This window comes from Nocardioides alkalitolerans DSM 16699, assembly GCF_000426525.1.
GTDB lineage: Bacteria > Actinomycetota > Actinomycetes > Propionibacteriales > Nocardioidaceae > Nocardioides > Nocardioides alkalitolerans.
Genome location: NZ_AUFN01000011.1, coordinates 124,734 through 136,457 on the forward strand (window position 1 = coordinate 124,734; position 11,724 = coordinate 136,457).

The 11,724-nt window shown below is 74.4% G+C and carries 12 protein-coding genes; 4 read left to right on the plus strand and 8 right to left on the minus strand.

All coding sequences use genetic code 11. The annotated features are described in order from the left end of the window. Positions 1-8: 8 nt before the first annotated feature. Entirely contained in the window at positions 9-992 is a 984-nt protein-coding gene (gene coaA, locus K329_RS0107235) for a type I pantothenate kinase (protein ID WP_028472509.1), read from the minus strand. 103 nt (positions 993-1,095) lie between these two features. Here coaA and glmS point away from each other — a divergent pair, with 103 nt between their 5' ends. From glmS to K329_RS30765, 3 genes are all read left to right on the plus strand, one after another. Beyond that, complete coding sequence (glmS, locus tag K329_RS0107240; RefSeq protein ID WP_028472510.1) at positions 1,096-2,940, plus strand: glutamine--fructose-6-phosphate transaminase (isomerizing); 1,845 nt, start codon at positions 1,096-1,098, stop codon at positions 2,938-2,940. Between the two features lie 15 nt (positions 2,941-2,955). Further along, positions 2,956-3,312, plus strand: coding sequence for a holo-ACP synthase (locus tag K329_RS0107245; RefSeq protein WP_028472511.1), 357 nt, complete (start codon positions 2,956-2,958; stop codon positions 3,310-3,312). A gap of 191 nt (positions 3,313-3,503) precedes the next feature. Next, a complete protein-coding gene (locus K329_RS30765) occupies positions 3,504-4,319 on the plus strand; it encodes a hypothetical protein (RefSeq protein ID WP_028472512.1) in 816 nt (271 codons plus the stop codon). Here K329_RS30765 and K329_RS0107255 read toward each other — a convergent pair. Genes K329_RS0107255 through K329_RS0107275 form a run of 5 tightly spaced genes read right to left on the minus strand, consistent with a single transcriptional unit; the run spans position 4,283 to position 8,180 of the window. Continuing rightward, positions 4,283-4,714: a hypothetical protein gene (locus K329_RS0107255; RefSeq protein WP_028472513.1), complete on the minus strand. Its 432-nt coding sequence runs from the start codon at positions 4,712-4,714 to the stop codon at positions 4,283-4,285. The genes K329_RS30765 and K329_RS0107255 overlap by 37 nt on opposite strands. Further along, entirely contained in the window at positions 4,711-5,877 is a 1,167-nt protein-coding gene (locus K329_RS0107260) for a molybdopterin-dependent oxidoreductase (RefSeq protein ID WP_211225769.1), read from the minus strand. The genes K329_RS0107255 and K329_RS0107260 overlap by 4 nt, the downstream gene beginning before the upstream one ends. Continuing rightward, a complete protein-coding gene (locus K329_RS29435) occupies positions 5,874-6,734 on the minus strand; it encodes a class I SAM-dependent methyltransferase (RefSeq protein ID WP_169721578.1) in 861 nt (286 codons plus the stop codon). The genes K329_RS0107260 and K329_RS29435 overlap by 4 nt, the downstream gene beginning before the upstream one ends. A gap of 4 nt (positions 6,735-6,738) precedes the next feature. Further along, positions 6,739-7,491: a TIGR04282 family arsenosugar biosynthesis glycosyltransferase gene (locus tag K329_RS25305; protein ID WP_211225770.1), complete on the minus strand. Its 753-nt coding sequence runs from the start codon at positions 7,489-7,491 to the stop codon at positions 6,739-6,741. Then, positions 7,488-8,180, minus strand: a complete 693-nt coding sequence (locus K329_RS0107275; RefSeq protein WP_052336527.1) for a glycosyltransferase family 2 protein — start codon at positions 8,178-8,180, stop codon at positions 7,488-7,490. Before K329_RS0107275 ends, K329_RS25305 begins: the two co-directional genes overlap by 4 nt. Before the next feature lie 164 nt (positions 8,181-8,344). Here K329_RS0107275 and K329_RS0107280 point away from each other — a divergent pair, with 164 nt between their 5' ends. After that, a complete protein-coding gene (locus K329_RS0107280) occupies positions 8,345-9,820 on the plus strand; it encodes a hypothetical protein (RefSeq protein WP_245596470.1) in 1,476 nt (491 codons plus the stop codon). A 3-nt stretch (positions 9,821-9,823) separates the two neighbouring features. On the opposite strand, the gene K329_RS0107285 is transcribed toward K329_RS0107280, so the two are convergent. Together K329_RS0107285 and K329_RS0107290 are read right to left on the minus strand one after the other, a co-directional pair. Further along, entirely contained in the window at positions 9,824-10,867 is a 1,044-nt protein-coding gene (locus K329_RS0107285; protein ID WP_028472517.1) for an NAD-dependent epimerase/dehydratase family protein, read from the minus strand. After that, positions 10,867-11,712 (minus strand): S-methyl-5'-thioadenosine phosphorylase, encoded by an 846-nt coding sequence (locus tag K329_RS0107290; protein ID WP_028472518.1) that lies wholly within the window; start codon positions 11,710-11,712, stop codon positions 10,867-10,869. The genes K329_RS0107285 and K329_RS0107290 overlap by 1 nt, the downstream gene beginning before the upstream one ends. Between the last annotated feature and the right edge of the window lie 12 nt (positions 11,713-11,724).

The window sequence follows — 11,724 nt, forward strand, 5'->3', positions numbered from 1 at the left end:
CGGGCGCCTCAGAGCTTGCGGAGCCGCACGTAGCGCACGGAGTGGTCCCGGTCCTTGCGCAGCACGAGCGTCGCGCGCGAGCGGGTGGGCAGCACGTTCTGGGTGAGGTTGGGTCCGTTGATCGCGTTCCAGATCCGGTTCGCCTCGGTGACGGCCTCGTCGACGGAGAGGGCGCCGTACTTGCGGAAGTAGGACGCCGGGTCGAGGAAGGCCGTCTCCCGCAGGCGCAGGAACCGCTCGACGTACCACCGCTGGATGTCGGAGGTGGCGGCGTCGACGTAGACGGTGAAGTCGAAGAAGTCGCTGACGGCGAGGCTGGTGCGGCCGTCGTCGCGCACCACGGCCGGCTGGAGCACGTTGAGGCCCTCGACGATGACGATGTCGGGGTGGCGCACGACCACCTTCTCGTCGGGCAGCACGTTGTAGGTCAGGTGGGAGTAGGTGGGCGCCTCGACCTCGTCCTTTCCCGACTTGATGTCGACCACGAAGCGCAGCAGCTTGCGGCGGTCGTAGGACTCGGGGAAGCCCTTGCGGGTCAGCAGGCCGCGGCGCTCGAGCTCGGCGTTGTCGTAGAGGAAGCCGTCGGTGGTCACCAGCGCGACGTTCGGGTGCTCGGGCCAGCGCGCGAGCAGCTCCTGCAGCACGCGGGCGGTGGTGGACTTGCCGACCGCCACCGACCCGGCGACGCCGATGACGAACGGGGTGCGGCGCGGCTGCGGCCGGCGCAGGAACGACTCGGTACGGCGGTGGAGGTCGCCGTTCGACTCGACGTAGAGGCTGAGCAGCCGGGAGAGCGGCAGGTAGATCTGCCGCACCTCGTCCAGGTCCAGGTGGGTGCCGAGGCCGCGCAGGCGCCGGATCTCGTCGTACGTGAGCGGGCTCTCCGTGGTCTGGCCGAGGGCGGACCAGGCGGATCGGTCGAGCTCCACGTAGGGCGAGCTGGGCTCGCGTCCGTGGTCCGGTGGCGCGGCGACCTCGCCTGCGGCAGACATGCGAGGCATTGTGCAGCACGGCCGGGGCCGCCGTGCGCGCCACCCGGCATGTGGAGGCGTGGGAGGACGGCGGCGGTCGTCGCGGGCCGTAGACTCCCGGTCCATGTGCGGAATCGTGGGCTACGTGGGTCAGCGCTCGGCCCAGGACGTGGTGATCGAGGGGCTGCGGCGCCTGGAGTACCGGGGCTACGACTCCGCGGGCATCGCGCTGGTGCACGACGGCGAGCTGGCCACCGACAAGCGGGCGGGCAAGCTCGCGAACCTCGAGAAGGCCATCGCGGAGCGGCCCCTGCCGACCTCGACGACCGGGATCGGCCACACCCGCTGGGCCACCCACGGGGCACCCAACGACGCGAACGCCCACCCCCACCTCGGCGAGATGCGCCGCCTCGCGGTGGTGCACAACGGCATCATCGAGAACTTCGCCGAGCTGCGCGCCAAGCTGGAGGACGAGGGCCACACGCTGCTCTCCGAGACCGACACCGAGATCGCCGCCCACCTGCTCGAGCTGCAGCTGGCGTCGGGCGAGGACCTCACCACCGCCATGCAGCGCGTCTGCTCGCGGCTCGAGGGCGCCTTCACCCTCGTCGCCGTCGACGCGGAGGACCCCGACCGGGTCGTCGCCGCCCGCCGCAACTCCCCGCTCGTCGTCGGCCTCGGCGAGGGCGAGAACTTCCTCGGCTCCGACGTGGCCGCCTTCATCGAGCACACCCGCGAGGCGCTCGAGCTGGGCCAGGACCAGGTCGTCACCATCACCCGCGAGGGCGTCACCGTCACGGGCTTCGACGGCCGCCCCGCCGAGGGCGTGCAGTACCACGTCGACTGGGACCTCTCGGCCGCCGAGAAGGACGGCCACGACTGGTTCATGCGCAAGGAGATCTTCGAGCAGCCCCGTGCCGTGGCCGACTCGCTCCTGGGCCGCATGACCGCCGACGGTCGGCTCCAGCTCGACGAGGTGCGGCTCTCCGACGACGAGCTGCGCGAGATCGACAAGATCATCATCATCGCGTGCGGCACGTCGTTCTACGCGGGCATGGTCGCGAAGTACGCCATCGAGCACTGGTGCCGCATCCCGGTCGAGGTCGAGCTGGCCAGCGAGTTCCGCTACCGCGACCCGATCCTCAACTACTCGACCCTCGTCGTCGCGATCAGCCAGTCCGGCGAGACCGCCGACACCCTGCAGGCGATCCGCCACGCCCGGGTGCAGCGCTCGAAGGTGCTGGCGATCTGCAACACCAACGGCTCGACCATCCCGCGCGAGTCCGACGCGGTCATCTACACGCACGCAGGCCCCGAGATCGGCGTCGCCTCCACCAAGGGCTTCCTCACGCAGCTGGTGGCCTGCTACTTGCTCGCGCTCTACCTGGCGCAGATCAAGGGCACGCGGTACGGCGACGAGATCCACCAGATCGTCGCCCAGCTCGAGGCCATGCCCGCCCACATCCAGGACGTGCTCGACCGCAGCGGGGAGGTCTACGCTCTCGCCCGCGAGTACGTCGACGCCCGCTCGGTGCTGTTCCTCGGCCGCCACGCGGGCTACCCGGTGGCGCTCGAGGGCGCCCTGAAGCTCAAGGAGCTCGCCTACCTGCACGCCGAGGGGTTCGCGGCCGGGGAGCTCAAGCACGGCCCGATCGCGCTCGTGGAGGAGGGCCTGCCGGTGCTCTGCATCGTGCCGTCCCGGGGCCGCGACCAGCTGCACGACAAGATGATCAGCGGCATCCAGGAGGTGCGCGCCCGCGGTGCCCGCACCATCTGCTTCGCCGAGGTCGGCGACACGGCCATCGAGCCCTACGCCGACGTGCTGATCCGGCTGCCGAAGGTGCCCACGATCCTCCAGCCGCTCGTCGCCACCGTGCCGCTCCAGCTGTTCGCCTGCGAGCTCGCGACGGCGAAGGGCCACGACGTCGACCAGCCGCGCAACCTGGCCAAGTCCGTCACCGTCGAGTAGTCGGCGGGGCGCGGGGTGGCGATCGTCGGCGTCGGGGTCGACGTCTGTGACGTACGGCGGTTCGCCGCCTCGCTCGAGCGCACCCCGACGCTCCTGGGCCGTCTCTTCCTGCCCGTCGAGGTCGAGGGCCGCTCCACGGAGTCCGTCGCGGCCCGCTTCGCCGCCAAGGAGGCCCTCGCCAAGGCGCTCGGCGCCCCCGGCGACCTCGCCTGGCACGACGCCCACGTGCTCCGCGACGCCGGCTCCGCGCCGTACGTGGCCCTCCACGGCACCGTGCGCGCCCGCGCCGACGCCCTCGGCGTCCGCAGCGTGCACCTCTCGCTCTCCCACGACGCCGGTGTCGCCACCGCGTTCGTGGTGCTGGAGGGGTAGGCCGGGTCGTCGGGGGCCTCCGGCGGTTTATCCGCTCGAGCGGTTAAACCGCCGCTCTACGCCCTGAATTCAGGGTGCAGAGCACCAGGAACGTGCACACGGTCTCAGCGGGAGCGTCGGGGGCACGGGTCCGTGACCGATCTCGGCGGCGTCGCTGGCGGCGCCCGGGAGTAGCGTGGAAGGCTCGACCCATGCGCCGCATCAGCTCGTCGGACCAGGTCGTCGAGGCCCTCGTCGGCCTCTACGACGACGCCTGGACGGAGGCGGGCGGTGGCGGTCGCCGTCGACTCGGCATCTTCCGGAGCCATCTCGCCCGGCTGGAGGTCGAGCTGCCCGCCGAGGAGGCGGAGGCGCTCGCGCCCGTCCTCACCGTCTGCACGGAGCGGATGTCGCGGCTGTGGGTCCGCCGCACGCCGCCGGACCGGGTCGCCTCCCTCCTCGCCCGTCACCTGATCCGCAAGGGCGTCGGGGCCGCGGTGTCGGGAGCGCGCCGTCACCGGCGGTCTCTCTGGCTCGCGATCTCACCGGGTGGGTGGCAGACGACCGAGTCGCTCTTCGAGCCCGGGGTGGGCGGGTTGATCGAGGTCGAGGACTTCGTGCCGCGCGAGGAGGGACTGCCGCGCCTCGAGAAGGCCCTCGCCCACGAACGGAAGGTGGCGGCCCGTGACGCTGCCGACGAGGACCGCGACCCGGACGACCCGGAAGAGCCCTGGGCGCCCGACCCCGACGACCCGCTCGACGTACGGGAGGCGGCAGCTCCCCGCGGTGGCCACGACGTCGACGTGTGGTTCCGCACGACCGGCGCGGCGGGGCAGTGCGAGGTGCTGGTGAGCATGACTTTCGTCGGTCACGCCACGCTCGCGCGGGCTGACTGGGAGGCCCTGCGTGGCTGGGAGCAGGACCACGGGGAGCACGCGCCCGGGAGCCTCAACGTCGACGAGGCGCTGCCCGCGGGCGAGCGCTACGACGTCTACGCCTGGGGGCCGCCGGCGGCCGAGCTGGCCTGACGCACGTTCCGTACGGCGACCGCGGCGGCCGCCGCGGCGATGAGCCCCACCAGCACGGCCCAGCCGGCGACGTACGGGCGGTCGAGCAGCGTCAGGTTGTCGGGCAGGGCGCCGAAGCGGCCCAGCACCGGGATCGCGACCACTGTCACGGTCGTCACGACGACCAGGCCGACGACGGCCGGTCCGCGGGCCGCGACGGGCAGCAGCCGGGGGAGGGCGGCGCCGGCGAGCAGTGCCAGGGGCGCCACCACGGCGTCGTGCACCAGCACCCCGACGAGGAACCACACGGCCACCTCCACCACCTGGACGGTCTCCTGGCGGTCGAGCAGCAACCAGGCGCCGTACAGGCCGACGGCCACGCCCAGCGCGCCGAGCAGCACCCGCAGCGGCATCATGCGACCACCTCGATGCGGGAGACCCACTTGGTCTGGAGCACGCCCGGACGGTTCGGGGCGATGAGCCGCGCCGGGTACCCGTGGTCGGGGGCCAGGGTCTCGCCGTTCAGTCCGAGCGCCAGCAGCGTGCGGTCGTCGTCGGCGAAGTTCGACGGCAGGTCGGTGCGCCGGTAGGCCCCCTTGGGCTGCAGCGAGGTGATGCGCACGTGGGCGCCGCGGGGCGCGTCGACGAGGTCGAGCAGGTCGCGGAACCGCACCCCGCTCCACGTGCCCGACGCGCTCCAGCCCTCGACGCAGGCGATGGGCAGCTTCTCGGAGCGCTGGGTCATCGCCAGCAGGTCCTCACGGGTCAGGTAGACGGCCCGGTCGCCGTTGACCAGCACGAGCCGGTACGACGCGCTCATTGCCGTCGCGACGACGTCGGCGCGGCGGGCGGAGGTGTTGATGGGGATGCCGCCGGGGCCGTCGCCGGAGCGCACGCTGAGCACGGAGACGCCCCGCAGCCAGGGCACGGTGTTGCCGACGGTCGCGACCACCGCGACGCCGGTGGCGATCCAGGTGGACCGCAGCAGCCAGCGCCGCGAGACGGGCCCGGGGACGGTGGCGCTCGGACGGTCGAGGGCGGTGTCGTCGACGTCGGCCCCGAACGCGGCGCGGATCACGGGCAGCTTCACCGCGATGTGCACGAGCAGGGCGCCGATGGCGACCCAGGCGATCGCGAAGTGGGTCGTGCGGAAGGAGAAGGACTCCCAGGGGTACCACCGGGCCGCGTTCGCGAGCCCCGTCGCGAGCTGGAAGATCGCGGAGGCGACGAGCACGCCGATCGACGCCCGCTCGAGCGTGGTGAGCAGCAGCCGTCGGGCGCCCTTCGGGACGGGCGCGAAGAGCCGGGGGTAGACGGTCCACAGCTTGACGAGCAGCAGCGGGACGCAGGCGATGCCCGTCGTGACGTGGAGGCCCTGCGTGACGCGGTAGCCCCAGGCGGGGGAGGTGGGGAACGGTACGGCGGGCCGCGGCAGCTGGGCCCAGTGGCTGATGATGCCGGTGACGAAGCAGACGGCGAAGCAGACGCCGAGCACCGCTCCCACCCGCGCCGCGACGGCCGGGCTGCGCAGCCGGGAGGTGAAGGCCGCCTCGCGCGGCAGCGGGAGCCGGGCCGTCACGGTCGTCCGGCGATCCCGGGGCCGTCCGAGTGGTCGTCAGCGTGTCCGTTCAGCTGACCGTTCGCGTGGCCGTTGGTGTGCCCGTTCGCGTGGCCGTTCGCGTGCCCGTTGCGGGGGGTGCCGTGACCGTTGGTGCGCCGGTCGAGGCGGCCTGCGACGTGCTCGGCGTGGTGGTCGACGGCGAGGTCGGCCAGCCCCGGCAATACGGGCATCGGGCCGGGCACCAGCACGGCGATCCAGCGGTCCTTGATCGAGCGGAGGTCGCGCAGCTGGAGGCCGGCCGAGATGGCGAGCTCCTCGATCGCGTCGACGCCCACCACCGACCAGCGGAACGGGCGGCTGGTGTCGTCGCCGCAGCGTAGCTGCGCCCAGCGGGACTCGATGCCGGTGCCGGGCGGGGCGATGTCGACGACCACGCGGCCCCCGGGCTCGAGCAGCTCGCGGATCCGGCGCAGCAGCGCGGCGGGGTCGCCGCCGATGCCGACGTTGCCGTCGGCGAGCAGGGCGGTCGTCCAGCGGCCCTCGTGCGGCAGCACGTCGAAGACGCTGTGCCGGGCGGCGGCGACGCCGAGGCCCTGGGCGAGCGCCACGGCCTCCGCGACCACGTCGATCGCGAGCACGTCGTGCCCCCGCTCGGCGAGGGCGGCGGCCATGCGGCCGGGGCCGCAGCCGACGTCGATCGTGACGCCGTCGCAGAGGTCGAGCACCGCGAGGTCCGTCTTGTCGGCCGGGCGTCGCCACTCCCCGACGGGCAGGGGCTCGGGCAGCACGTCGGGTCCGTCGCCGACCCCGACGACGGTGCAGGGGTCGCCGGCGAGAGCGCGGGCGAAGAGCTCGGAGAAGGAGACGTCGGCCATGCGTCTACCGTCCGGCTCGGCGGGCGCCGTGGGCGCCGTCGTGGTGGTCATCCTCGTTGTTCGTCACCAGGCGTGCTCCGGATGGGTCGGGTGTCTCGCCGGGCGCGGTGGACGACGCCGTCCACCGCCGGGCGAAGCGGGTCGAGGGGGCGGCCGCGGCCACCCGGTGGGCGTCGTTGACCTCGTCGACGTCGACGAGCGTCGAGGCGGTGCCGACGCTGAGCCCGGCGTCCTCGAGGGCGGCGCGGGTCGCGACGTACGTCTCGGGTGTCGACATGGGGACTCCCCGCAGCGCGCCGGCGGCCCCGGGGTCGCGCAGGGCCAGGGCCCACCAGCCGCCGTCCTCGGCGGGGGCGAGCACGGCGTCGTGGGAGGCGAGGCCCGCGACCACCTCGGCGAGCAGGGCGGGGGTCAGCTGGGGCGTGTCCATGCCGACCTGGACGACGGGCCCGGGCACGTCGGCGTGCGCGTGGGCGAGGCGCTCGTCGAAGCCGTCGCCGATCTGCGGACGCACGGCCCAGCCGTCGAGGGCGAGCCGCAGCTCGTCGGCCGCAGCGCCGTCGGCGAGGTCGCCCGCGAGCGCGACGTGGCAGCGTCCGGGGCCGGCGTACGCCGCCGCGGCGGCCAGGGTGTCGAGCAGGGCGGCGGCGGCCAGCTCGGCGGCGGCGGTCATGCCCACCTCGGCGCCGAGGCGCGTCTTCGCCTGCCCGGCCACCGGGGCCTTGGCGACGACGAGGACGTGGGCGGGGGCGCTCACGTGAGCACCTTCCAGAAGTCCCGGGCGGCGCGGACGGTGCCGCGCACGGAGCCGGAGACCTTCGACTTCGTGCCCTCGGCGCGCGGCCGGTAGGCGACGTCGTGCTCCGTGATGCGCCAGCCGGCCCGGACGGCGCGGTCGAGCAGCTCGACGGGGTAGCCGAAGCGGCGGTCCTCGACCCCGAGGTCGAGCAGGGCCTGACGGCGGCACACGCGCACGGCGCCGAGGTCGTGGATCTCCATCCCGATGCGGCGGCGGAGCCAGGCCACGACGAGGGCGTTGCCGAAGCGGGCGTGCCAGGGCCAGACGCCCCGGCCGACCGGGCGGCGTCGGCCCACGGCCAGGTCGGCCCGACCGGAGCGGACGTCGTCGAGAAGGCTCAGCAGCTCGTCGGGGTCGAAGGAGCCGTCGCCGTCCATCACCGCGACGTAGTCGGCGCGCGCCGCGACGATGCCGGCGTGGACGGCCGCGCCGTACCCGGGCTGCGACTCGGCGACGACCCGCGCGCCGAGGCTGCGGGCCACGTCGGCCGTGCCGTCGCGCGAGCCGTTGTCGACGACGATGACGGCGAAGACGGCGGGGATGGTGGGCAGCAGACCGGTGAGCGCGGCGGCCTCGTCACGGCACGGCAGCACCAGGTCGCACTCGCCGGGGGAGGGCGGCTCGGCCGCGGGCGAGGGAGGGGTCACGGACCCACCGTAGGTGTCAGGTGGGCAACTGGAGATTCTCCGGCGGGTGACGGGAGGGTGTCGTGCCGGAACTTCGCCCCTTGGGGTGGGCTGCGGCGTCGAGGGGAGCCGGACCGGTCTGGTCCGGGGTGCCGTCTGGTCCGCCTGCCTAGGGTGAGGGGGCCATGAGCCCTCACCCCGACGCCTCCCGTCCCGCCCCTCCCGACGCACCCGAGCCCGGGGCCCCCGGGGCGGCGGTCGCGCCCGAGGGCCGTCTCCGGCTGGCTCCGTGGGCCGGCCTCGTCGTCGCGGCGCTCCTCGTGGCCGCCGCCATGCTGGTGCCGGTGGTCTTCGACTGGCAGGTCTGGGCGCGCTCGGAGCGGGCGCAGGTCTCCGGGCAGTTCCCGCCGCTGCACGGGTTCTGGGACCCGAAGGTGGGCATCGGCACCGTGCCCGCCGTCGTGCTGGCGGTCGGCGCGCTCCTCTGGTCGTTCCGCCTCGCCGAGCGGCTGCCGTGGCGGTGGCTCCTCGTGGCGGCGTACGTCGCGGGCCTCGCCTGGATCGTCGCCCTCGCGCTCGTCGACGGCGAGCACGGCCTGACGCGCAAGCTCGGCGCGGACGACGAGTACCTGCCCACCGCCCGGGCGACCGACGACATCGGCGCGTTCCTCACCGGCTTCGTCGACCGGATCCCGGCGGACTCCGAGGGCCAGTGGCCCACCCACGTGGCCGGCCACCCGCCCGCCATCACCCTCTTCTTCGTCGTGCTCGTGCGCCTCGGCCTCGGCGGCGACCTCGCCGCCGCGGTCGTCGTCGTGCTGCTGGCCGCGTCGCTCGCGCTCGCCGTGCTCGTCACGCTGCGGGTGCTGGGTGCGGAGGGCGCCGCCCGCCGTGCGGCCCCGTTCCTCGTGATGACGCCGGCCGCGGTCTTCCTCGGCGTCTCGGGCGACGCCGTCATCGCCGTCACCGTCGCCTGGGGCATCGCGGCGCTGGCCGCCGGCGCCGTGACGACCCGCTGGGGTCCGCGCATCGTCTGGTCGGGCCTCGCCGGGGTGCTGCTCGGCCTCGGTGTCCTCATGTCGTACGGCATGCCGCTCATCGGCCTGGTCTGCGTCGCCGTGCTGGTGCTCGCCCGCTCGTGGTGGCCGCTGCCGATCGCGGCGGCGTCCGCGCTCGTCGTGGTGCTCGTCTTCGCCGCCGGCGGCTTCGCGTGGTGGGAGGCCTACCCGGTGCTCGTCGAGCGCTACTGGCACGGCATCGCGTCGCTGCGGCCCGCGTCGTACTGGCTGTGGGGCAACCTCGCCGCGCTCCTGCTCAGCGCCGGTCTGCTCGTCGGCGCCGGGGCGGGGGCCTGGGGCGCACGCGTCGTCGAGGTCGTGCGGGCCCGGCGCGGCGGCGGGGCGACGGAGGACACCCCGCGCACCCGCCCCGACCGCGATCTCGTGGTGCTGCTCTGGCTCGCCGGCGCCGGCTTCGCGTGCGTGCTCGCCGCCGACGCCTCGCGCATGAGCAAGGCCGAGGTCGAGCGGATCTGGCTGCCGTTCATCCCGTGGCTGACGCTCTCGCTCGCCCTGCTGCCCCGCCGCTGGCGGGTGCCCGGCCTGGCGCTGCAGCTCGTCGGTGCTCTCGTGCTGCAGCACCTGCTCTACACGAGCTGGTGAGGCTCAGGCGCGCAGCGGCGCCGTCGCGAACTCCCGCAGGCCGTCCTCGGGCAGCACCTGCGCGCTGAACCCGAGCTCGGTCCGGGCACGTTCCGGCGACGCCACCACGTGCCGCACGTCGCCGAGGCGGTACTGCCCCGTCACGTTCGGCGCGAGCCCGCTCGCGGTGCCGGTGGCCACCATCTCCGCCACGTCGCGGATCGCGACGGGGTGGCCCGAGGCCACGTTGTAGGTCGCCCAGTGCCCGGCGTCGGCGGCCACGACGGCCTCCATCGCCGCCACGTTCGCGCGGGCCACGTCGGCCACGTGCACGAAGTCGCGCATCTGCGCGCCGTCCTCGTAGACGTTCGGGGCCTCCCCGCGCTCGAGCGAGGAGCGGAACATCGCCGCGACGCCCGAGTACGGCGTGTCCCGCGGCATGTGGGGCCCGTAGACGTTGTGGTAGCGCAGCCCGATCGCGGCGGCGCCGGCCTGCCGCACCCACGAGGCCACGTAGTACTCCTGCGCGGCCTTGCTCGCGGCGTACGCGCCCCGCGGGTCGAGCGGCGCGGTCTCGTCGACGAGCGCCCACTCCAGCGAGCGGCCGCAGACGCCGCACTTCACGTCGAAGTCGCCCGCGTCGAGGGCCGCGACGGCGCGCGGCGGCGGGGCCTGCCGGCCGTGCTCGGCGCAGAGGTAGCGGCCCTCGCCGTACACGACCATCGAGGACGCGACGACCATCCGGCCCACGCCCGCCTCGTGCATGGCGGCGAGGAGCACCGCCGTGCCGAGGTCGTTGTGGGAGGCGTAGTCGGGCAGGTCGGCCACCTTGACGCCGGCACCGACGACGGCGGCCTGGTGGCAGACGACGTCGACGCCCTCGAGCAGGTCGCCCCAGCCGCCGGCCTCCCGCACGTCGCGCACGAGCACGCCCTCGGGGGCCTCGGCGGACCCGTGGGCCTGGGGCAGCATCAGGTCGACACCGACCACCTCGTGGCCGCCCTCGACCAGCGCGGTGCCGATCGCGCCGCCGATGAAGCCCGCGGCGCCGGTGAGCAGGACGCGCATCAGGCGCCCGGGATCGTGTAGGTGAGGTCGAGGCCGTCGGCCCACGTCGAGCAGGAGCAGCCGTCGGGGTCGGGCAGGCGCTCGATGCTCGCGACGAGCAGGCCGCGCAGCCGGTCGAGGTTGGCCTTGAAGAGCGCAAAGACTTCCTCCTGGCCGACGCCCTCGCCGCTCTCGGCGCCGGCGTCCATGTCGGTGACGAGCGCGATCGCGGCGTAGCACTGGCCCATCTCGCGGGCCAGCACGGCCTCGGGGTGGCCGGTCATGTTGATGAGGGTCCAGCCCTGGGCGCCGTAGTAGCGCGACTCGGCGCGCGTGGAGAACCGCGGGCCCTCCACGACCACCATCGTGCCGCCGTCGACGACGGCCCGCTCGGCGCCGCCGCCGATGGCCTCGCCGGCCGCCAGCACGCTGCGGCGCACGCCGTCGCAGTAGGGGTCGGCGAAGGGCAGGTGGATCGCGCCGGTCTCCACGAAGCTCTGCACCCGGCCCGACGTGCGGTCGACCAGCTGGTCGGGCACGACGACGTCGCCCGGGGCCACCTCGTCGCGCAGGCCGCCCACGGCACAGGGCGCGAGCACCTGGCGCACGCCGAGCGAGCGCAGCGCCCAGAGGTTGGCGCGGTAGTTGATGCGGTGGGGCGGGAAGGCGTGGTGCGGCCCGTGGCGCGGCAGGAACGCGACCCTGCGGCCCGCGACGGTGCCGATCGAGACCGGGGCGACCGGGTCGCCGTACGGCGTGGAGACCGCCACCTCCTCGGGGTCCTCGAGGAAGGAGTAGAAGCCGGTGCCGCCGATGACGGCGACGTCGGCGGTGAGCCCGCTGGGGGCGGTCGGAGCCTGGGTCATGGCCCCCACCGT